18 protein-coding genes are annotated in these 22,903 nt (G+C 36.9%); all 18 read right to left on the bottom strand.

The features are described 5' to 3' along the window. Positions 1-15 precede the first annotated feature (15 nt). Complete coding sequence (locus IGJ34_RS00905) at positions 16-726, bottom strand: DUF4176 domain-containing protein (protein ID WP_430597904.1); 711 nt, start codon at positions 724-726, stop codon at positions 16-18. Next, entirely contained in the window at positions 726-1,037 is a 312-nt protein-coding gene (locus IGJ34_RS00900; protein ID WP_111248113.1) for a TIGR04197 family type VII secretion effector, read from the bottom strand. The genes IGJ34_RS00905 and IGJ34_RS00900 overlap by 1 nt, the downstream gene beginning before the upstream one ends. Before the next feature lie 22 nt (positions 1,038-1,059). Further along, positions 1,060-1,494: a DUF5082 domain-containing protein gene (locus IGJ34_RS00895; protein WP_430597903.1), complete on the bottom strand. Its 435-nt coding sequence runs from the start codon at positions 1,492-1,494 to the stop codon at positions 1,060-1,062. Between the two features lie 34 nt (positions 1,495-1,528). Beyond that, the gene (gene essC, locus IGJ34_RS00890) at positions 1,529-5,992 is read right to left on the bottom strand and encodes a type VII secretion protein EssC (protein WP_430597902.1); all 4,464 of its coding nucleotides are present in this window, start codon (positions 5,990-5,992) and stop codon (positions 1,529-1,531) included. Beyond that, positions 5,973-7,145 (bottom strand): type VII secretion protein EssB, encoded by a 1,173-nt coding sequence (gene essB, locus IGJ34_RS00885; RefSeq protein ID WP_069654465.1) that lies wholly within the window; start codon positions 7,143-7,145, stop codon positions 5,973-5,975. Before essB ends, essC begins: the two co-directional genes overlap by 20 nt. A 13-nt stretch (positions 7,146-7,158) precedes the next feature. Beyond that, complete coding sequence (locus IGJ34_RS00880) at positions 7,159-7,419, bottom strand: type VII secretion protein, YukD family (protein WP_069654466.1); 261 nt, start codon at positions 7,417-7,419, stop codon at positions 7,159-7,161. Positions 7,420-7,433: 14 nt separating this feature from the next. Then, positions 7,434-7,928 (bottom strand): hypothetical protein, encoded by a 495-nt coding sequence (locus IGJ34_RS00875; RefSeq protein ID WP_430597901.1) that lies wholly within the window; start codon positions 7,926-7,928, stop codon positions 7,434-7,436. 31 nt (positions 7,929-7,959) lie between these two features. Next, on the bottom strand, positions 7,960-11,334 hold the full coding sequence (esaA, locus tag IGJ34_RS00870) for a type VII secretion protein EsaA (protein ID WP_430597900.1): 3,375 nt from the start codon (positions 11,332-11,334) through the stop codon (positions 7,960-7,962). A gap of 283 nt (positions 11,335-11,617) precedes the next feature. Beyond that, complete coding sequence (locus tag IGJ34_RS00865) at positions 11,618-11,914, bottom strand: WXG100 family type VII secretion target (protein WP_010761887.1); 297 nt, start codon at positions 11,912-11,914, stop codon at positions 11,618-11,620. 182 nt (positions 11,915-12,096) lie between these two features. Then, positions 12,097-12,516 (bottom strand): DUF6075 family protein, encoded by a 420-nt coding sequence (locus tag IGJ34_RS00860; protein WP_206850205.1) that lies wholly within the window; start codon positions 12,514-12,516, stop codon positions 12,097-12,099. A 364-nt stretch (positions 12,517-12,880) separates the two neighbouring features. After that, a complete protein-coding gene (locus IGJ34_RS00855; protein ID WP_206834109.1) occupies positions 12,881-14,659 on the bottom strand; it encodes an ABC transporter substrate-binding protein in 1,779 nt (592 codons plus the stop codon). 17 nt (positions 14,660-14,676) lie between these two features. After that, on the bottom strand, positions 14,677-15,582 hold the full coding sequence (locus IGJ34_RS00850) for an ABC transporter permease (RefSeq protein ID WP_430597899.1): 906 nt from the start codon (positions 15,580-15,582) through the stop codon (positions 14,677-14,679). A gap of 31 nt (positions 15,583-15,613) precedes the next feature. Continuing rightward, a complete protein-coding gene (opp4B, locus tag IGJ34_RS00845; RefSeq protein WP_069653298.1) occupies positions 15,614-16,576 on the bottom strand; it encodes an oligopeptide ABC transporter permease in 963 nt (320 codons plus the stop codon). Then, on the bottom strand, positions 16,576-17,520 hold the full coding sequence (locus IGJ34_RS00840; protein ID WP_069653297.1) for an ABC transporter ATP-binding protein: 945 nt from the start codon (positions 17,518-17,520) through the stop codon (positions 16,576-16,578). The genes opp4B and IGJ34_RS00840 overlap by 1 nt, the downstream gene beginning before the upstream one ends. Continuing rightward, the gene (locus tag IGJ34_RS00835) at positions 17,520-18,527 is read right to left on the bottom strand and encodes an ABC transporter ATP-binding protein (RefSeq protein WP_430597898.1); all 1,008 of its coding nucleotides are present in this window, start codon (positions 18,525-18,527) and stop codon (positions 17,520-17,522) included. The genes IGJ34_RS00840 and IGJ34_RS00835 overlap by 1 nt, the downstream gene beginning before the upstream one ends. Before the next feature lie 400 nt (positions 18,528-18,927). Then, positions 18,928-19,167: an acyl carrier protein gene (gene acpP / locus IGJ34_RS00830; RefSeq protein ID WP_010761893.1), complete on the bottom strand. Its 240-nt coding sequence runs from the start codon at positions 19,165-19,167 to the stop codon at positions 18,928-18,930. Positions 19,168-19,310: 143 nt separating this feature from the next. Continuing rightward, entirely contained in the window at positions 19,311-20,309 is a 999-nt protein-coding gene (plsX, locus tag IGJ34_RS00825) for a phosphate acyltransferase PlsX (RefSeq protein ID WP_111248944.1), read from the bottom strand. A 334-nt stretch (positions 20,310-20,643) separates the two neighbouring features. Next, positions 20,644-22,698: an ATP-dependent DNA helicase RecG gene (gene recG, locus IGJ34_RS00820; RefSeq protein WP_430598509.1), complete on the bottom strand. Its 2,055-nt coding sequence runs from the start codon at positions 22,696-22,698 to the stop codon at positions 20,644-20,646. Between the last annotated feature and the right edge of the window lie 205 nt (positions 22,699-22,903).

Below are 22,903 nucleotides of genomic sequence, written 5' to 3'. Positions count from 1 at the left end.
CATGCGTTTACCCTATTATTCTTGTTCTGACAACTCAGACAACACTTCAAAATAAGCAATCGTATCTTCTGGTTTCATATACGCTGTTGAAACTTGTTGCTTGGTTACCTGAGTCGTTCGTAAACCATCGAAAGCAAACGCTTCTTCATACTCATTTGTAAGACTTTCCGCAATGACCCGTTTGATCATCATATTCGAAATCAAAATCGGATCATTCCCGGGAATTTCACCGTAAGGCCACAAATGACCTAGATAATCTACAATATATTGCTCAAAACCGCTCATCAGAGGAATCTTCCGACCGCTTAACGTGACAACTGCGCCTAGCTCTTCCTTTTTAAAGAGTTCAGCTAGTTCTTCTGTTAACATACTTTCATCTAATTCAACCGTTGTTCCCACTGGATAAATCGGCGCAAAGGCAACATCGATTTTCCCCATATACTGAAGAAACTGTTCATTGGTCAGTTCTACTTGACTAGTTTGACGATCAAGCACTACACGTTGAGTATCATGATCAAAAGAGACCGTCAATTTAGCACCAACCATTGGCTTATGTTCGAATTGTTCTTCTTCATTACGATAGGCTTTATAAATTCCTTTTAACAAAGGAAAGTTCGTTCCTAATAAAACGCCTGTTGTAATCAACTCATTCGTTACCTCAAAAAGTAAAGAATCATCATTTTCTAGAACCTCTTCGAAGAATTTTTTTGTATCATAACTCGCCATTAATTGAACCTCACTTTAGATGTATTTTGCTCAAATAATGTTGTATTTTGTTTAAATGATTTAGATGCTTGCTTGTCTTCACTAACAATATGTTCCGCAACTTTTTTCATTTTTTGCGTATCTGTTTTCGAAACATTTTTGAAGGATTCTACTGTATTTGCAAGTTTCTTTTGTGTTTCAATTATTTTTTTGAATCGCTTCAATGTTGTTTTCCCTAAATTGTTGATGGTTGGTTTTGAAATGCTTGATACTGTACTCTCCGCTTTGTTAACCGCACCATCCCAGACTTGTTTATCAACACCTATTGCCATAATTCATCTCTCCTTTTTCTTACTAAAAAATAGAGGCTAAGAAATTTTTTGCCATATCAAAGGCGCTTCCGACAGCACTCAACAAATCACCTTGCTCTAACTCTTTTTTGGATATTTCTGCATCTAGTTTGGATAAATTTTGTTGATGGGTGTTTTCTTCTTTATGCAAAGCGGTTCCCATTTTTTTTGCTTTCTGATCAAATTTAGTACGAAGCGTCCCTTTAAACTGCCCTGTACTCAATTTTGTTGAGTATTGGTTGACTTCATTTTCGAATTTAGAGAAGGACGACATTGACTTATTTAACGCTCGTTTTGCTTCTTTCAATCGTTCTAATTTTTTTTGATTTCGATCATAATTTGCTTGTCGTTCATTTGCGATACGTTGCCATTTTGTTGCTTCTTGGCGATTTCGACCATTACTCTCTTGTCGTTTTCTTTCTTCCTCTTCTTTACTCATCGCTTTTACCTCCTTTTACACTTTAAATTATCGATTATTCACTAACCAACTTCACTCGACAAGCATTCCGTCCAACAAAGAAATGAGACTCATCTAGCTCAACTGTCGGTTCACTATAGCCTGATTTCACATTGATAAATCCTTGATCTGCTAAACGTGTACCGATCATTCCTGCTGGGATATTCGTACGTAGTCGCTTATTAAAGTCATCGAAGCTATTTTCAATTTGTTTTTGATTGCCTTGGAAAATAAAGTAAATTTTCACTTTCGCGGCTTTTCTTAGGTACACGTCAATTGCATCATTGGTAATGAATGTCTTATCTCCAAATACATGCGCCTCTGGAACATAGACAAACATTGGTTCAGGATCTGTTGCATCCTGACGAACCTCGATTTCGCTGACTAAATCATTTACAAAGGTACTGTAATCTGGTTCAGCAACCATCATGTCAAAGCTTTCCGTAAAGCCGCCGAAACGTTCTGATCCGTTAAAGACTACTCGTTGCGCTCGTCCTTCAAAATGTTTTAGATTTTCTACAATGACTTTTTCAATATATTCTGTTTGTTGCGGCGAATCGTCTCCAATCACAAAGTAGCCATGCTCTTGTGGGTCAAATCCGACAACATTCGTTGTTTCTTTATCCAAACCAATTGGCAATTGCATATTTTCCAGCATCATTTGTGTTTGTTTTGACTCGTAGAAATCAGCCATTGAAACCACTTTTGCAAGCATCGGAATCTTAATAGGACGTTCACCAGTCCATTCTTGATCCATTGCTTCTATCTCTTGCTCTAAATGATTTAAGCGGTCAATATCATTTTCGCCATGAGTTGGAAGAAAGACTTGAAGTTCATGCGGGTCATCTAATTTGATTTGTGCTCGTCCAATGATTTCTTGTGGAATCAATGCATCTCGCCCAACAACATCTCTGATTGCACCTTCTTCTACAAGGAATAGACCGATATGAGACGGTATATTGCTTGCCATGCTCATCTTGAAGGTAGATGTTCTAAGAACAGATAAAACAGCGTACAGACCTACACTAGCCCCTTCTCGTAGCAACTGATTCACAACAGATTCAATTTCTTCTTCTAATGGACTTTCCTTGATGGCATCAAATCCGTCAATGATGGTAATGACTACAGGAAGTTTATTCCCTGATTTTTCTTCATATTGAGATAGACTGGCTACCCCATAATCGGTAAATGCATCTTTTCGCTCTTGAATCTCTTTTCGGATTCGCTTCAAGAATTTTACTAATTTCTCTTCTTCTTCTAAACGCACTAAATCTGCGACATGAGGAAGTTTTTTCAGCGGAAGTAAACCATTTGTACCGAAATCAAATAAATTAAACTGCACTTGACTCGGTGTGTTTAGTCTCGCAAGATTCATCACTAATGTTTGAAGTGCTGTTGATTTACCAAAACCTGGTGAGCCATAAAACGCCGTATGTGTCAGTTCGTTAAAATTAAAGTTGAACACGACTTGCTCTTGTTTAGAAGGAATATCCATAAAGCCAAACGGAACACTTAATTGTCTTGTATCGCTCCATTCCTTCGATAAAATTGGCGAATCGATCACTGTTTCTAGTGGCGGAAGCCAAGGTTTTTCTGGTAATACCGCGTTGGTTTCTTCTGAATATGCTTGGATTGCTTCTACAATAGCATCCAACTGCGTTTTTTCTTCTTCCTTTTTTACAACGGTATCTTCTTCTTGTGACAGATCCGCTGTTAATAATTCGTATTGTCCCAATTGATTGATTAACCAAATACGTTCATCCACTTTTTCTTCTCGTGAGACAAACGGATCATAATTTGCCCCGCTCCATGCAGATTGGAATAGTTCATAAATTTCATTGTTTCCGACTTGTAAATACGCACGACCTGGTTGCGTGATTGTTGCCGCATCTGGCGTTTTGATGATTTCATTTGAATCATTGGCATCGGCTACTTTCAATGCTAGTTTGAAACGAGAGTTCGACCAAATTTGGTCATCCACAACGCCACTAGGTTTTTGAGTCGCTAAGATTAAATGGACACCTAACGAACGACCGATTCGAGCCGTTGAAACAAGTTCCGCCATAAAGTCTGGTTCATTAGCTTTTAGTTCGGCAAACTCATCACTGATTAAGAACAAGTGTGGCAGTGGATCGCTTGGGTATTTTTTCTTTTCTTCTGGATCTGTAATTGTTTTGCCTTGTTTATATAATTTTGTATAGCCATTGATATGATTCACTCCAAATTGGCTAAATTTACGTTGTCTTTTTTGTAATTCTGCCCGAATACTTTGTAAAGCTCTAGCAGAACTTGCGCCATCTAAATTGGTAATAGAACCCAGTAAATGAGGTAAGTCAGCAAATAAATTCGCCATTCCTCCACCTTTAAAGTCAATCGGTAAAAAGCCAACATCTTCTGGTGCAAAGTTCACGGCTAAAGATAAGATATAACTTTGAACGATTTCTGATTTACCAGATCCTGTTGTACCAGCAACTAACCCGTGAGGCCCATGTGCTCGTTCGTGTAGGTTAAGGTAAACAATATCGTCTTTACCGCGCACACCTAATGGAACCGCTAATGATTTAGACGTATCTGCTTTTGTCCAACGTGTGCCGATGTTTAACTCATCAACTGCTTTTACATCGTATAATTCAAGAAAATCGATTGCTTCTGGGATGGCATTTTTCTCCACTTCAACATGATGTAAATTCGCCAATCTCTGCAACGCTTCTTCAATCGGATAAGCCGTTGGTAAATGAGTCGGTACAAACGCTTGATTCACATATTCATTATTTTGGTTGATCAAGATCGCCGCTTCACTACTTTGGTAATCGATCAATGTCGTCGTTGTTTCAGGCAACATCGGTAAGGCATCTTTCCCCCAAATCACGGTCACACCATACGGACTCATGTCTTCTGCTAAAAATTCATTTAGCCCATGTCCAGATAACCAGCTCTCTTCTAAAATAGAGAATACATAATGCGGCTGGAATCGAATCTTTTCATTGCCATTTTCTTTCAGTTCTTGTCTTCTTTTCGTTAAAATTTGGTAAAACGAGTTAAGCACCATATCCCGTGTTTGGGCATTATGGATGATTCCTCTTAGATTCAAACTGCGAATCTTCAAATGAGGCAGCCAACGCCACGCATGCCAATTGACATCATAGTCATTTTCTGGAACCAGTGTCACAAATTCAACATCTCGGTATGAATGCAGCATTGAAATTTGGAATAAGAGCGTTTGGATCGCTGTTCGTAATACTGGATAATTCCCTGCTAGCCCCACTGTTTGATTCATTAAAGGAATAACAATTGGTGCCGCTTCTAATTGTTGATACGGCCAAACGAGTTGTTTTTCCGCTAGCGAACTTAAATCACTTTCTTCATTCGCTTGATATTTTACAGAAAAACTTGATTTGATTTCGCCAGTCCCAACATGGATTTTCAGGAAATCTTCGTTGGTGGTCATGCGTTCATAAATCCGTGCTTGGTAGTCTTTGGCCATCAAGGCAAGATCATTCATTGAAGGATACATATACGTCAGAGCGTGCTCTTGTTCTTGTTGTAAAAGAGAAATGTCCCCTTTTTTCTGGATCAGGTATTGTCTATAAGAGCCTTCACTACGTTCATTTTTCTCTTTGGTTTCTTTCTTATTGGTAAAATAACTGGAAACAGAAAAACCTGCCGTTAATAAACTAGCGCCCCCCATGCTCAGCATCATGATCGGATTTCCGCCACTTAAAAAGCTTGTAGCACCACTTAATACCACCATTCCTAAAGGAGGAACCAACGTTCTTAAGAGTTCATTTTTTCCTTCTTTTTCTTTCGGTGTCGGTGTCATTACTTCTACATCCATCTTCGGTTCTTTTAAATGGATACGCGGGCTTCGTCTGAATAATGGAAATTCTGATGGGTATTCAGGTTGGTAGCTTTGTTCAATGATTTCAAATGGATTTAATGTAAAGTCAGTACCTAAATTTGTGAGCTTCAGCTGATTTTCTCGTACTTCTATAATCAGTTTATCAATCACTAGCTGATCGCCAGTACCAAAGTTAAATTTTCCTTTAGCAATTCGTTGTCCGTTGAAATAAATCGTTTCTTCATTTGCGTAAATATCAACAGTATAATTAGTCGTTTTTGCCTCAACTGTAACTGAAACAAATGCCGGAGTTGGTAAACTAATTGCGGAGGAAGCCGTAGAAGAGATCGTAAAATCTTTTTTGGGTTTACTCGTCGCGATTGTTTGATATTCCGCTGGTTTTACTATTATAAACGTTGCATTATCTTGTTCAAATGGTTTGTTATCAAGTAAAATTTGTTGTCCATCATAAGATAGTGAATGTCCGTCAATCGTTCGTTCTTGTTTTGAAGACGTTAGCTGGTGGTGCGAAAAGTCATCACCAAAATAGAACACATCCATAAGAACATCGGCAGCTGGCTGCATTTGATCATCAATAGGAACAGTTGACTCATCTTCTGTTTTATTCGTTTTCAGAATCATCGGTTGCCCCTCCTAATAATTTCATATATTTAGCAATCGCTTCTTCGTATTTCGTCAATAGCTCTTGTTTCTTTTCACCATTCATTTTTGTGTCTAGTTTTGTTGCTTCGTATAATTTCGTATAGGCATGTAAAATGAATTGATTGTCTCCTACGTTTTGCGCAATATCAAGGGCTTTTTCGAACGCACCTTTTCCGATGTAGATCCAATATAAAAGTGTATTTTCGTTTGATTTTTGAGAAATATTATTCAAAATCATCTCTTTTTGCTCATTGGATAAATTATCTAGTTGTATTGAGCTTACTGCGTAAACATATTTCGCACTTTTAGGCAAGGTTTCTGGTGTATCTTCTTTCAATGTGCTCAATACTCCTGAATAATCATTGGCAATGTAATTCGCTTCTGCCGTAATGATTCTTTCTTGTGTAGGAACTTCTTTCAATGCATAATTTCCAACAAAGAAACCTAGAACAAGCGTTGCTAACAGCAACACAAGACTGCCCCATTTAAACACTGTATAGCTTTTTTTGTTAACTAATTGATTTTGTTTTTCTTGTTTCATTTTTTGGATAACGACTTGTTCACTGATCATTTGATCGATTTGTTCTGGTGAAAGTGCGGCTTGAATATTTTTAGACAGAGGATCTTGTAATGTGCCAGATCCTTCGATCAACCGTTCGTAATCTAATTTTGGATGAAGAATAAATAGAATCAACGCACGATACTGTTTTAAAAAGTCTTCTTCATTCGTCACATGTGGGACAACTAGATTCATAAAACCTCTATGTGCAATCGAAAGTTCTTCTCCAAAAAGAAAAATATTTCTCGGGTGGATAAATGGTTGAATCGTAGAATGGATAAACGGCTCAATAAAGCGAATTTTTTGTGCTAAAAGCAGTCTCTTAAATGGGGACATTTTTTTTATTGCTTCATCGATTGGTACCGCGTAGTTATCTTTTTCATAGGATAAGACTAACTGCTCTTCTGTTGCCTCCAACAGTTCTCCAGCTAATAATGCGTCTCTTTTTTGGAGAACGGCTTGAAATTGATCCAGCTCTGCTAAGCGGTATTGATTCGCTTGTAATGTGACTAATACCTTGTCTTTTTGAACTTGGATATCTATTTTTTCTGATATATCTTTTACTTCACTCACGTCATAGGCCCCTTTATTTTTTCATTGTCTCTTTCACAATTAATTGATCTCCGTCACCTAGTGCATAATTGGCCAGAAGAACTTCTCCGTTTAACTTAATTGCTTTGTTTAGTATCTCTAATTCAAATGTTTCTGGTAAAGAGATGTTTAGTAATTCTAGTGATTCTCTCAATAACTCTTTTAAACGATTTCCAGAAACTTTGATAGGAATCTGTAAATCAATAATTTGTTTCCCCACATGTAATCCAATACCAATAGATGTGTCTTTCCTCATAACATTCTACCTTCCTATCCTTTTTTTAACCATGTAGGAAATGCTCGACCTAATATGATTCCAAGTCCTACGACAAAGAGGCCGCCAACTACACATAGTAAAATGAACCCGATATTATTGCCTTTTTTTAACCCTGAGTCGCCTGAATCCAAACTATCATTCAGTGTGTAACCATTTGAGAAAAGAAGGGGCGTTATTTCTTGGGTAACAGTACGTTGTGCTGGTGTTTCTTTTACAAAAACTTCTTTTTGTGCATCTGTAATCAACTTCATTTTTTCTTCATCTAATTGTTTATCCTGAGCAGACATGTCTTTCATAAATAATTGATTAATTGTAAAGGTAGTAGAATTATTCTGACTACCTTCATTCTTTTCGTAAATCACTTGATTATTTATTTTTAAATCGCCAATATCTGCATGAACAGGAACACTTTGTAAGAAAATGAACAGTATAGGAACAAACATTCCTTTTAAAATCGTTTTAACATCAATTTTTAGTCTATGTTGCATCGTTTTTCTCCCTTACAAATAATAGAAAAGATCATACGTTTACTTTTTTGTCTTCTGGTTTCACCCAAAAATTCAATAGAATTCCACTCAATGCTAGGATTACAAGTATCAGATAACTTACCCAACCAATACTGGCTCCATTTAGTAATGCCGTAAAGCCATTTTGAATATTTTGTAATGGTGACACTCGATAGAGTATATTTGTAAATGTTCCTGTTTTAGTCGCCACTCCTAGTAATGGTGTCAGCATAAAGAATAAGCCTAATGTTGCTCCACTAAGATAAAGCGTCAGTAATCGGAACTGTCTCATACAGCCAAGGGTCAAAAGTAATCCCGCAAGTAATACTAAAAAGGCGTAACTAAACCAGGCTATTTTAGCATTCGACCCAACAACAAGACTTAAATTAAGGGCAAATGCGATTGACAATGCTACGCTGCTTATTACTATGACCGTCACATTCGACGTGTTATACCAAGCTCTTGATGGATTCATCAATAAATCCGTTTTGGACACGTTTCTTCGCTTCATGTATTTTTGCATCGCTGTTGCGACTAAAATAATAATAAATGCAGCGATGATTGTTGCATAATAAGGAATCAAAGAATTTTGTCTTGCTTTTCCAAAATCGCCTTTTTCTTGAATAGGATTTGACAAGAAGTTAAAGACCGTTGAATTATCTGAACCGCCATTTCTGGTATTTGAAAGAACTTTGTCAAATTTTTCTGCATATTTAGTATTATCATCTGTTTTTTTATGCACTTCTGTAACGGTTTTGTCTAAATTCGTTAAGATGTCATTTGCATCTGTTTGCACCTTATTTGTAGATTCTTTCAACATCTTAATCGTTGGAGCAACGTCTTTGACTTGTGCCGCAGATTCTGCTGTTGCTTTAGCTGTTTCAGTTGAACTACTAACCAATGTCTGGATATTTTTTACCAAGTTTTCTGTAGTTGAATTGATTGCAGCCGTATCATTCTTTTCAGGATGCGCATTTGTATCCGTAATGACAGATTCTGGTGCTACTCGTTCTGTTTCTTTCCATGAATTATAAGTTGCATCAATGTCTTGATTCGCCTTATCGAACCATTCTCCCAATAAAGAGGCTTCCTGTAGCATGGTATCTGGAATCGTCATAAGATTTAACGTGCCGTATAAAGTCAGTGCTTCGCCTTCGTTTTTATCAGTACTTGTTCCGATTGTAGCGTTTAACTTGTTGATCTGCTCTTCAATGTCGTTATATAGACTGTCTCCGTTTGCCCTATAATTTGTGTAGAGCGACTCCGAAATCTGAGAAACTTTTTTTGAGTCAGTGATATTATCATATAACCAGTAAACAGAATCAGGTGTAGCTAACTCATTGAATGTTTTATCTGGGTTACTCGTAACATAATCAGCAAAGCTATTCAGACTTAGCTGCGCTGGATCAGCGTAAAGAGTTGTCAATTTTTCAGCTGCTGACGTTAATGTCGTGAACAAACTAAAGAGTTCAGCTAAATCTTGTTTTAGAGGCTGATCTTTGTCTATATAAGCAGCCAGTTGTCCAGAGTTTGTTGAATTGATTGAACTCCAGGAATAATAGCATACGAAATATTCATAGTCGGTATAATCATTTGGATAAGTCCATTTTATCTGGGAATTAATTTGGTAAGACATCTGAGATTGAGTAGGTTTTTTGGGCGGATCACTACTCCCTGTGTCCTTAAGTATGATGGCTATATTTAGCTGTGTTCCTTCTATAGAAACAGCTGCTGTGTAGTCTGAACCAGATAATTTAGCAATGATTGCCTGTTCCAAATTTGCTCTAATCTTGTCCAAATCAACAATTTCGATCAGACCGCTGCTTCCTACCTCAAAAGTATGTGAGAATTTTAAAGATTGGGTTGTTCCAGGTGTCAACTTTATCTCCACTGTGTTTTTTACATTGAAATCAGATGAGATATCTTCTTTTTCAGCTGTCGATACTATATTGAATTGATTGCCATTACCCGTTAAAGTTGGGTCATAATGTGTCACTATGTTATATGAATCCCTTAACTTATCGCTTTCTGCTTGTGTTAACAATCCTTTAGTCACTAACGTATTTAAAAGAATGGGAAAATCCGTACTTGATGGAAGAGCAAGATTTTGTAATTGCGCAAGTTCATTTTTTACAGCCGTTAAGTATTCCCCGTCTTCCGTAATTTCTGATTCTTTCTCAATAGGTGATAATAACTTTGAGATAGCTAGCTTAACTTGGTCTTCTTTCGCATTATCTGAATTGGCGTTTCTATCGTTGTAATACTTTTCTGCCACATCCTCTTTTAACGTTGTTAATTCCGCTACTTGTTTTTCCAACTCTGTTATTTCACTCGTTAGCTCTTCAATTCTCTTCCCTTGTGATTCTTTAAATGAAGAAGCATTCGTCAAAAAATTGGCATAAACGCCAGAATCATTCGTACCCTCAGATCCCTTTTTAAAAAACAGAGCCAACTGATTTTTTATGCTATCATCGAAACCGTCAAATTGAGCTTTGTATCCGGTTAAATCGTTTTGCCATTGATTCTCTAATTGCTCTGTTTGTAGCTCAAATTGTTCATTAAACTGTTTAATAGCTGTTGCTAATTTTTCATTTGCTTCATCTGCATAATCATTCACAGATTTTTGTACTTCCTCTGTTGACTGGCTATTTGCCTCTAAAGCACTATTGTTACTCTCCATCAATTGCTTCACTGATTGAACAAACGCTTCTTGTTCCGACGTAAACATTTTATTGTCTTCGTCCAATATACTTGCTGTATCAATGACACTTGAAAAATTAGTTGGCACTTCTTTAAAGGGTAGATAAATTGTTTTCTCCAAATTATTTTTGTGATCCGTCTCTAATCCAACAATTTGATTGACGTTTTGTTGTGCTTCAGACAGGTTTCCTACAATACTTGAAAAATACATTTGTACGATTCTTTGATTAAAATCTTTTAAAATGTCATTCACTTTGACCTGAATCGCCTGATTGGTTATCTCGTTTTGACCTTCTCTTACTTGATATTCCACCAAAGCTTTTTCAGGATTTATGCTTTGCAATGAAAGCAATCGTTCAGAGAAATCTTGTGGAATAATAATCTGTGCATCAAATTGTCCATCCGCTACTCCTCGACTAGCAATATTTCTGGTCGTAGTCTCCCAACGGTTAGCGGTATCTTGATTGATCAAGGTGACAAAGTCGGTGCCCAGAGAATATTTCTTTCCTTCAAAAATAGTTCCTTTGTCTTCATTAACTAACACATACTGCATTTTTGTGACCTTTTCATTAGATGTTTGTTGAACATTATCACTTTTAAAACCAATATAAGAAAGAATAAATAAGAACAATAGGCTACCGACAACGATCGAAATAATAGGAAGATATTTTTTTAGTTTATTTTTCAATTTGCTCTTCTCTCCTAATTTAAAAGCGTAACGGGCTCTTATAGCCTTGGAGACAAATATCCTTGTGTCGTTTTTTTCAGGCATATTTTATCTTTGTTCCGAGACCTTCACCAAATCGGTACTACTCTAAATCCATCAATAGTGTTTCATAGCCATCCATAAAGCTTTAGCTCTTAGGAATTGATGTGATTGGAGTAGTCCCTAGTGGCTAACCCGTGTAGCTAGATAATTAAAAAGCGTCCGCGCAATGAATTGCACTGACGCTTTTTATTTCAAAACTAATTTAGTTTAAACCGAAAGAACTTGCATCTTGTTGGTCACGTTGTGCGACTGTATCAGCATATTTGTTCAATTGACTATTGATGCTGATCAACAATTCTTCCATTTTTTTAACGTTTCCTTCTAATTGATTGTATTGTTCTAAATACGATTGAAACGCTTGACCTTTCCATTCTTGTGCGATTTGTTGATTCATAGAATTTACTTTACGAATCGCATCTTGGATTTGTTGTTGTGATTGTGTATACACCTTCGCTTGTGATTTCAGTTGCTCGGGTGTGACCGAAATTGCTCCTGCCATTATAATCTCTCCTACTCTATATTAAAATTGTTTCCATAAATAGTATATCGGTCACTAAGTATACTTGTCAATGTTTTTTAGAAACAAATTACGATTTAAAGGAAATAATAAACTTCCAAATGATAATTTTTAATGTTTTATAGAATAGATATTTTTTTTATTTGTAAAATATTTATATTAAATCAATCCAATCGTAAACTGATTGCTTGTAGATAAAACTCTCTATGATTTTCATCAGAAAATAGATTACTAATTGAGTTTATTTTAATGAAGGACTCCCAATTTTTTTGTTCATGGTTAAAATCGTGAGCTAGTTTATTCTGATATGTTAACTCACTAAAACCAAATAGATAATCCTCATATAAGTTAAATGCTAAAATTGTTAAACGAATAGACTCCTCTGTTTGCCATTCCGCAGAAATAGATTCATATTTAGCTCCTAATTCTTTTGAATAAATTTCGTTAAAGTGAATTCTGGTCACTTCCGCTAATCCTAGCAAATAAATTAAAGAAAACTCATAGCAATTAAATTCTTTGTCTTTAGTATTTTTTTCAAAAAATGTTATATGTTCTTGGTTTTTGAATATAAGATCACGATTCATATTGATATCTCCCATACATTTTTATTCAAACATATTAATTAGATATAGATTAGTTTTCTATTTAAATAGATGTATATATTTATTTTACATTAAGTTTACCATTTGATAGATTATAAGACAATGAGCTTAGTAATATTTTTTCGATATGTATCAAAATTAAAAAAGAGCCCGGGACATAACTAAAAAGGTTATGTTTCAGGCTCTTAGTAATAGAATAAACGGTGGTCGCAGAAGCAACTCCTTCGGAAATAAGCCGAAATTCACAAAAATTTGAAGAGCAATTTTCGTAAATTCCTTCTTATTTCTCGGAGTTAAATACTTCTGTCCCAACCTCTACATTATCGTCATCTTTCATTACAGTAGATTAACGTTTTTCAGCTGTTAATTCAATATCATAGTAATCTCTAGTATCTTCATAATTCCATGTAAATGATTTTACACGGTCATTAATTGGCATGATTTCATTACGGTACAATGTTGGAATAACTGGTGCTTGTTCAAACATATATTCTTGCCATGCATCATATGCTTCTTTACGTTTTGTATCGTCAAATGACGCTTTAGAGTCGATTGCTTTCAATAGTTTGTCATTTTCTTCTGAAGCAAAACGAGAGTAGTTGAATGCTGCGTTACGCCCGTATAAGCCGGCTGGTGATGGTGCACTATTTACTCCCCAAGCCGCTTGGAAAACGTCGATTTCAGGATCATCATTTTTGATTTTATCGTAGAATGCTTGGAAATCGATTAAACGGCCCGTTGCTAATTTCACATCTAAACCAATTTCTTTCCATTGTTGTAGATAGTAATCTGCTAAAGGTTGAGCTGTTTCGCCACCTGCCATTGAGGCAAAGTTGATCGTTAATTTTTCCCCTTTAGGATTTTCTCTAAGTCCATCACCATCTGTATCTTTATAGCCAGCATCATCTAATATTTTCTTCGCTTTATCCAGGTCATATTGATACCCTTTTATGTCTGTATCATGCAATGTTTTAAAAATAGGTGGAATCAAGGTTGTCGCACCAGTACGCAACCCATTATAGAATTTTTGCCCAATTGCGTCGTTATCCATTGCGTATCCCATTGCTTGACGTAATTTTACATCAGCCATTTTTGCATCTGGATTCATTACAACTTCGCCTTTTTCTTTATCATATGTTCCTAATTTAAAGCCAACATATGTGTATGCTAATTCTTCACGACCTAACATTTGATAGCCTTCTGAGTCTTTATATGTTGGATAATTATCTGTTGGCATTGCGTAAACCATATCATATTTTTTCGCTTTTACCGCTTCAACGATTGACGCTGTTGGTACGTTTGTAAAGACGATTTTATCTAACTTAGGCTTCCCTTTATAATAATGTTCATTTGGTAAATATTCCACTGACTCTCCTGTTACGATTTTACTCATGTAGTAAGGACCGAATGTTACAGGATTTTTACGGACAGCATCACTTTTTTCTTGGTCTTTGATTGGAATATCCTTAAAGACATGTTTTGGCATTGCACTCATGTATACACCGCCACTTAATTGAAGCATTCCCGGATTCATTTCTTTATATGTTACTTCGATTGTTTGATCATCTACTTTTTTAATTCCAGAAATAGTATCTGCTTTGCCATCATGGTATTCATCCATCCCTACAACATTCGTAAAGTCGTCATCATAACGAATACCAGTATATTCTTTATTTCCAATTACTTCATATGGGTAAATCAAATCATCAGCAGTTACAGCTTCACCATCTGACCATTTAATATTGTCTTTCAATGTAATTGTAGCCTTCTTATTGTCAACATCTAAATCTAATTTAGCAGCTCCATCATCTGTGATGACGAAATCATCATCATATGAGAATAATCCTTCATGGGAAGGACGCATATAATAATTGTCGTACGCATCTTGGTAATAGACTTCTGAAAATAAGCCTTTAAACTGAGTATCTGACGCAACTGCTACATCCAAAGTCCCGCCTTTGATTGCCTCTTTGTCATTTTTGACCGTCATTGTAAACTTACTGATATCCTCAGTTTCTACATTCTTGTTACCTGAATCTGATTTTTTACCTCCGCCACATGCAGCTAATGTCACTGTTGCCACTGCTGTCAATGTAATTAAACCCAAAAGTTTTTTGCTTTTCACACTACTTCCTCCTCTTCTTAACCTAAACGCTGTCTTGCATCTGCTGAACGCTTGAACGCTTGGCCAATATAATTTATACATAACATCATTACTAAAATCAGTACTGATGCAGGTACCCAGATCCATGTTTTATTCGCTAAAACATCACCATTGCTAGCATATCCGATCAATGTTCCCAAACTTGGTACATTGGTCGGCAACCCAAATCCTAAGAACGTCAGTGTTGTTTCAATCCCGATATTTGCCGCAAAATTGATGGTTAAGTTCGTGATAATCAATGAACTTAAATTAGGCATAATTTCTCGAAACATGATTTTAAAATCACTTGTCCCTAAAGTTTTTGAGGCACTCACATAGTCTCTGCGGACCTCAGATAACGTTTTACTTCTAAACAGTCGGGCTTTTGCAACCCAGTAAAAAGCACTCATAATTCCTACAAAAGACCAAACATTATAATTAGGAATGATTGTAACAAATACAATGATGATCATCATGATCGGTAAAATCATAATAAAATCAACGATACGCATCACTGCATTATCAAACATTCCACCATAATAACCTGAAACAATACCGATTCCTACCCCGATGATTGATGTCAATATCGTGATTGCAAAACCGATTACAACCGAATTACGAGCGCCAATAATCAATTGACCAAGTATATCACGTCCACCTTCGTCGGCTCCTAATATGAAGTTTCCACCAGGCTCGGCATATTTATCTAAAATACTTACTGTCATTACTTTGTCTTGATCAGTCAATAGAGCACCAATAAAAACAACCAACAAAATGGCTACTAACAGTACAAGTGAGAAAATTGCTAATTTGTCTTTTTTAAACTCTCTTGCGATCATTCGAAATCCCATCGGTGGGATCGTTTCTGGTACAGCAACTGCTGTATTTTCTTTATTTTTATCCATCTCGTCTCTTCCTCTCCTTAAAATTGATTTTCTATTGAACTCGAATCCGCGGATCTACAAGACTCATGACGATATCTGAAATCAGATTTCCGACGAGCGTTGCAACTCCTAAAATCAATACTAAGGCGGTGATCACTGCATAATCACGTTGTCCGATCGAGTCGATAAATAATTTCCCAATTCCTGGATAACCAAAGATTTTTTCGATAACCACAGAACCACTGATCAAAGCTGTGATTTCATAGCTAAGTTGAGAAACGATTGGTAAAGAAGCATTTCTGAAAATATGTCTTGTATAGACTTTATTTGTCGGTACCCCTTTAGAACGAGCTGTCCGAACATAATCTAATGATTGAGAGTCAATCACTTCATTCCGTAAATATTGAATCGTGATTGCTGTTCCTAAAAGTGCTTGAGATAATGCTGGTAAAATCAAATGATAGAAACGATCCCAAATATAGGCTCCAGTCCCTGGCTCAACACCACTGGAAACAGACCCTGTCGTTGGGAACCAATCTAAACGGTAACCAAAAATAAACAGCATAACAAGTGCAAAAATAAAGGGTGGTACTGCAAAACTGAAAAAGTTATAGACCACGACAAATTTGTCCAAAATCGAATTTTGATAACGACCTGATAAAACGCCTAATGGCAAAGCGATCGCATACATGATCACAACGGTTACTAAGGATAAAAGAATTGTATTCACTGCACGACTGCCGATCAATGTTGAAACTGGTAATTTAAAAATAAAACTCTCCCCAAAATCACCATGGAAAACATTGACGATCCAACGTACATATTGCGTTGTCCAAGGATCATTCAACCCTGCTGATTCACGCATTTTCTCAATAACTGCTGGATCCGTATTTGGATTGATCAGACCTGTAAAAGGATCTCCTGGCATCATTTTAGCTAACATGAAAATCAGTACACTTAAAATCAAGATTTGAGGAATCATAAAGAGTACACGTCGTAAAATCGTCTTCCACATTAGATTGCACCTCCATCTTTTAACGCTACTTGATGTGTATCACTGATTGTTCGTAAATCATACACACGGCCGTTTTGATCGTAATACTCTTTTTGATGTTCGATATATTCTTTTTCTACTTGACGACGCTGTGCTTTGTGCTCTTCACGATGTGCAACGTCAATTTTAGGGATTGCTGATAATAGCCGTTTCGTATAAATGTGCTGTGGATTTGTATAAATATCTTGACGAGTCCCAATCTCTACAAAGCGCCCTTTGTACATGATCGCAATATTATCACACATATGTTTTACAACACCTAAGTCATGTGAAATGAATAAATAACTCAAGCCATATTCTTCTTGGATATTTTTCATAAAATTCAATACTTGTGCTTGAACAGATAAATCCAATGCAGAAACCGGCTCATCTGCAATAATCAACTTAGGATTCGTCGCAACAGCTCTAGCTACGCCTAAACGTTGGCGTTGTCCACCTGAGAATTCATGTGGGTATTTATACAATGCATCTTCTGGCATCCCAACGATATCTAAAAGCCCTTTGACTTTTTTCTTTTCTTCTTGATCACTCAACCGTTCAAAATTGCGGATTGGTTCTGCTATGATATCCAACACTCTTTTCTTTGGGTTTAAGCTAGACATTGAATCCTGAAAAATCATTTGAACATCTTTATTATATTTCATCGCTTTACGATTATGAGCTTTCGTCACATCTTGATCTTGATATAAAATACTACCACTAGTTACTTTTTCTAACCCGATGATTGCTTTTCCTGTAGTAGATTTTCCAGAACCTGATTCACCAACTAAACCGTACGTTTTACCCTTTTCGATAATAAAGTCAACACCATCAACTGCCAACACATGATCGGTCACTCGATTAAAGAAACCACTGCGGATAGGATAATGAACTTTCAAGTCTTTGATTTGAATGATTTCTGCCATTATACTTCCTCCTGATTGTCTCTAAAATGGAAATGCTGATAACATGTACAGCGAACAAAGTGTCCTTCTGACACCTCATGCAATGTCGGTTCTGCTTCATGAGCGTCCTCTGGAATCCAAGGAATTCTCGGCGCAAAACGACATCCTTCTCTTGGTAACTTGCTTAATGATGGGACCACGCCTTCGATCACGTGCAACTGACTATCATCTGAATTTTCTTGCGGAATAGATTGTAACAATGAGCGTGTATAGGGATGTTTTGGATTATTAAACAATTCTTCAGCAGTTGCTACCTCAACAAATTGCCCAGCGTACATCACAGCTACCTTATCTGCCATTTCAGCTACGACACCTAAATCATGCGTGATCAAAATAATTCCGGAGCCAGTCTCCTCTTGCAAATCCTTCAGTAAATCTAAAATTTGCGCCTGGATCGTTACATCCAATGCTGTTGTCGGTTCATCTGCGATGATGATTGCCGGTTTACATGCAATAGCGATTGCAATGATCACACGTTGACGCATTCCACCAGATAATTCGTGCGGATACTGCTTACCAACTCGTTCAGGATTAGGAATCCCCACCTGTGTCAACAATTCGATCACCCGTGCTTGTTTTTGCTCCGCATTCATATTCGTATGGTAGGTTAGGCTTTCTTTGATTTGATCTTCAATTTTCATTAGTGGATTCAGCGCTGACAAAGGATCTTGAAATATCATCCCAATATCGTTACCACGGATTTTATTATATAGTTGTTCGTTAAATGTAGTTAAATTTAAATCCTTGTATAGAATTTCTCCAGTTACACGAGTATTGTTTGCATCATGTAACCCAATTATTGTTGTAGCTAAAGTACTTTTCCCACAACCCGATTCACCAACGATTGCTAAAATTTCATTTTTTCCTAATTCAAATGACACATCATCAACAGCATCATAGTACTCATCTTTGATACGAAATCCTGTATGTAGATGCTGAACATCTAACAATTGATTGCTATCACTCACTTTAATACACTCCTCTATACTCAATTAAATGGCGTATTACAACAAGAAAACTTATTAAAAACACTTCTTTTTTTAATAATTACTTCTTTTCTACTCATTGTAATCGTTTTTAACAAACTCATATTCTCATTGTACTCATATTTAAGCAATTGTATATAAAAATTGTAAAAATTGCAACATTTTGGTAATGTAAATTTTTTCTAAATAAGCAAAAAAAGTGTGGAACAAAAGTAAAAATCACTTTTGTTCCACACCCTAAATGTGAATAAACGGTGGGAGCAGAAGCAATCCCTGCGGAAATAAGCTGAAATTCACAAAAATTTGACAAACAATTTTTGTAAATTCTTTCCTATTTCTCGGGATTAAGCGCTTCTATCCCAGCCTCTTTCTTCATTTCAACTTATAAGTTATTCATAATATAATCTACAGCGGCACCAACTGTTTCAATTTGCTCTGCGTCTTCATCAGAAATTTCTGTACCAAACTCATCTTCTAGCTCTAAAACAAATTCCATTACACTAATTGAATCTGCATTCAAGTCATCTTTAATGTTTAATTGATCTGTCACTTTCTCAGCTTCAATATCAAAGTGGTTTGAGATAATCTTCGCTACTTTTTCAAGTACTTCTTCACGAGTCAACTGTATTCACCTCCACTGCTTTTGAAAAGCGTTCCTCACGTTTGAGTTGAACGCTATGATACATTGTACTCACAAATGATCGATTTGTCCATCTTTTTTTGCAGAACTATTACAAAAGGGTTGCAAACAGGTTGCGAACAGTACTATTTTTTTGTTTCATAATAACTGACAAGCTGAGGTACAACCTCTGTCTTCAGCATTGTATGGATCTGACGAATCGTATAACGCACTGCTTCTGGCCCTGTCGAACCATGTGTTTTAATGACAGGTGCTTTTAAGCCAAAAAGAACGGCTCCACCATGTTTAGAGTAATCCATCTCATCTTTCATACCACGTAACGCATTCTTTAAAAGCAACGCACCCATCTTTCCTTTGACTCCTTCTGCAAGGATCGATGATTTTAAAAGTCCCATCATGTTTAAGGCTGTTCCTTCAATTGATTTCAATACAGCGTTTCCTGTAAAACCATCTGTCACAACAACATCTGCTGCTCCACTTAACAACTCACGCGCTTCCACATTACCGATAAAATGAATTCCCTCTTCTTCTGAAAGTAATTCAAATGCTTTTTTAGTTAACTCACTGCCTTTGGTTTCTTCTGCGCCATTATTTAAAAGAGCCACACGAGGTTTTGAGATATTTCTAACTTTTTCAGCGTAAAAAGAACCTAGTACAGCATATTGAACAAGATGCTCTGGTTTATTATCAGCATTCGCTCCCAAATCTAACATATCAAACCCACCATCCGGTTGACCGATTACTGGTAAAGTCGACATCAATCCCGGACGTTCAACATTTTTGATCCGTCCAACGATAAATAATCCAGCAGCTAATAACGCTCCTGTGTTACCCGCAGAAAAAATGGCATCCGCCTCTCCCTCTTTTACTGCTTGTGCAGCGAGTACCATTGAAGCATTTTTCTTACGACGAATGGCCTTGACTGGCTCATCATCACTGTTGATTTTTTCATCCGTATGAATAATCGTAATATTCGTTTCATCTGTTACATATTTTTTAATTTCATCTTCTTTTCCATAAAGCAAGAACTCAACCTCTGGAAAATCCTGTTTGGCTAACATTACGCCTTCAACAATAGCTTGCGGCGCATGATCGCCACCCATTGCATCAACTGCAATCTTCATAACATAGTCCCTCCTAGGTAAATTACAATAAATAGTATAACATATTGAAAAGCGGAACAAAGCGTTTAACTCTCATGAAAATTAGGAATCTGACTAAGAAACGCTTTTGGTTTCATAGACAGATTGTCTATTTTCCTTGAGAGTTGATTTGTGTAGCTGGATCAACGAAAAGCTGAATGTGTCGTTTAGCTCTGGCAGAAAAATAGGGAATTCTGTTTGTGAGTTCTTTATCACCAATAACATTCATCTTTTTTCCGAAGAGCTGACTCATACAGCTAGATCAACGAGAATGCATTCATACTTGCCTTCAGTTCTTTGTAATGTCTTAATACGATTAGTCAAAAAACTGTTGCTCGTCATCATTTGGCTTAATCTTATCAGCAATACCACGATACTCTGGCAAGACCCACCATTGCTCTTTTGTCCAAATCGTACTCGCTTCTTGACGCGCAACCTCCAAAATATTGACGTCTGTCACAATATCGCCTACAGCAAATTGCGGCACACCTGATTGTCTAGCGCCAAAGACTTCGCCTGGTCCTCGCAACTCTAAATCTTTTTCACTTAGTACAAACCCATTATTCGTTTCTGTCATAATTTTCATTCGCTCCACACCCATTTCGTTCTTTGGGTTAGCAACTAAAATACAATAAGAAGCTTCTGAACCTCGACCAACGCGTCCACGAAGCTGGTGCAATTGCGCTAGTCCAAATCGATCAGCATCCATAATAAGCATGACTGTGGCGTTTGGAACATTGACTCCGACTTCGATCACTGTTGTAGAAACTAGCAACTGCAAGTTATTTTCTTTGAACTCCTGCATAATTTCTTCTTTTTCTTGGTTTTTCATTTTTCCATGAAGCAAACCAACTTGATATGTAGGATTAAAGAATGCCGACATATGTTCAAAAATCTCCGTAGCATTCTTTACATCTAGCGCTTCTGATTCTTCGATCAACGGGCAAATCACATAGGCTTGGTGCCCACGTGCCAATTCTTTTTCCATCCACTCTAAAACTGTATCTAGTTGAGGAGGTCTTATCCAGCGTGTCTCTATTGGAATCCGACCTGCTGGCATTTCATCAATGATCGAAACATCCATCTCACCAAAAGCCGTAATGGCCAATGTTCTTGGGATCGGTGTTGCGGTCATAAATAAAACATCTGGTTTTAACCCTTTTTCTCTTAAGATTCGGCGTTGATTCACACCAAATCGATGTTGTTCATCTGTAATGACTAAACCTAGTTGCCGGAAACGGACATCTTCTTGAATCAATGCGTGCGTTCCAATAATAATATCGATCTCACCTGTCGCAAGCTGTTCAAGAATCATTCGTCGCTCTTTAGTTTTAGTCGATCCAGTTAGTAGGGCTGTACGAACTTCTAAGGGATCGTACAATTGCTGAAGGCTTTCCATATGCTGTTGCGCCAAAATCTCTGTCGGCACCATTAAAGCACCCTGAAAGCCAGCTGTCATCGTCGCGTAAAGAGCAATTGCCGCAACAACCGTTTTCCCACTCCCTACATCGCCTTGTAATAAACGCTGCATATGATTCGGGCTCATTAAATCCCGACAAATTTCGTTTGTTACTTTCTTTTGAGCGTCCGTCAGTTCAAAAGGGAGTTTCTGCGTAAATGTCTTTAAGCGATCCACATCGTACTGAACACTCAACCCATTTTTTTCTGCTTTTTCTCTTCTCTTCAACCCTTGCATTTTCAATTGGAACAAGAAAAATTCTTCAAAAACAACACGCCGCTTCGCTTGATGGCTTTCTTCTGGATTATTTGGAAAATGCATTGCAAACATCGCTTCTTTTCTTGGCATTAAGCGATATTTCTCTACTAATGTTTCTGGCAAAAACTCTGGAATAAAATTCCCGTACTTTTCAAAGCCAGTGCGAATCAGCTGGATCAAACTACTTTGTCGAACTTTTTTGTTTACATGATAGATCGGAGCAAAATCTTCTCCGTCATTTTGAGCTGCTAAAATTTTCATGCCGTTTAATGATTTCCGTTTCACATCCCATTTTCCATAAATTGCGATTTCTTCAGACATCACGATTTTGTCTTTTAAATACGGTTGATTAAAGAAGGACACGTTGATTACCGCATGGTCTTGCATCATCCGAAACATCATGCGACTTTTTTTATAGCCATAACGGCTCACGACTGGTTCAGATACAACTAAACCTTTTAGCGTGACTTTTTCTTGATCCTGAATTTCATTTAATTCCTTTTCTTGGATATCATCATATCGAAAAGGATAGTAGGACAATAACTCTTCTATTGTATAAATGCCTAATTCCTTTAAATTCTCAGCACGTTTTGGCCCAACGCCTGTCAAGACACTGATATTATCCGATAAATTCACCACTCTTCCTCCTCTCATTAAATAGATATGTGTATTACTTTTCATTTGTTTATTCTCTATAGAAAAAGAGGTTGGAACAGAAGTGTTTAACTCCGAGAAATAAGAAGGAATTTACGAAAATTGCTCTTCAAATTCTTGTGAATTCCGGCTTATTTCCGAAGGAGTTGCTTCTGCGCCCACCGTTTATTCGGGTACTAAGAGCCTGAAACATAACCTTTTTAGT

Source organism: Enterococcus sp. AZ177, assembly GCF_050544585.1.
In the GTDB taxonomy this organism is placed as follows: domain Bacteria; phylum Bacillota; class Bacilli; order Lactobacillales; family Enterococcaceae; genus Enterococcus_L; species Enterococcus_L plantarum.
This window is presented reverse-complemented; position numbering and strand designations above follow the sequence as displayed.

Excerpts from the sequence above, each read along its gene's own strand:
- essC (WP_430597902.1), bottom strand. The coding sequence starts at position 5,992 with ATGATTCTGAAAACGAATAAAACAGAAGATGAGTCAACTGTTCCTATT.
- plsX (WP_111248944.1), bottom strand. The coding sequence starts at position 20,309 with ATGAAGATTGCAGTTGATGCAATGGGTGGCGATCATGCGCCGCAAGCT.
- IGJ34_RS00895 (WP_430597903.1), bottom strand. The coding sequence starts at position 1,494 with ATGAGTAAAGAAGAGGAAGAAAGAAAACGACAAGAGAGTAATGGTCGA.
- IGJ34_RS00880 (WP_069654466.1), bottom strand. The coding sequence starts at position 7,419 with ATGAGGAAAGACACATCTATTGGTATTGGATTACATGTGGGGAAACAA.
- IGJ34_RS00850 (WP_430597899.1), bottom strand. The coding sequence starts at position 15,582 with ATGGATAAAAATAAAGAAAATACAGCAGTTGCTGTACCAGAAACGATC.
- recG (WP_430598509.1), bottom strand. The coding sequence starts at position 22,698 with ATGAGAGGAGGAAGAGTGGTGAATTTATCGGATAATATCAGTGTCTTG.
- IGJ34_RS00860 (WP_206850205.1), bottom strand. The coding sequence starts at position 12,516 with ATGAATCGTGATCTTATATTCAAAAACCAAGAACATATAACATTTTTT.
- opp4B (WP_069653298.1), bottom strand. The coding sequence starts at position 16,576 with ATGTGGAAGACGATTTTACGACGTGTACTCTTTATGATTCCTCAAATC.
- IGJ34_RS00865 (WP_010761887.1), bottom strand. The coding sequence starts at position 11,914 with ATGGCAGGAGCAATTTCGGTCACACCCGAGCAACTGAAATCACAAGCG.
- IGJ34_RS00905 (WP_430597904.1), bottom strand. The coding sequence starts at position 726 with ATGGCGAGTTATGATACAAAAAAATTCTTCGAAGAGGTTCTAGAAAAT.
- IGJ34_RS00900 (WP_111248113.1), bottom strand. The coding sequence starts at position 1,037 with ATGGCAATAGGTGTTGATAAACAAGTCTGGGATGGTGCGGTTAACAAA.
- IGJ34_RS00875 (WP_430597901.1), bottom strand. The coding sequence starts at position 7,928 with ATGCAACATAGACTAAAAATTGATGTTAAAACGATTTTAAAAGGAATG.
- IGJ34_RS00840 (WP_069653297.1), bottom strand. The coding sequence starts at position 17,520 with ATGGCAGAAATCATTCAAATCAAAGACTTGAAAGTTCATTATCCTATC.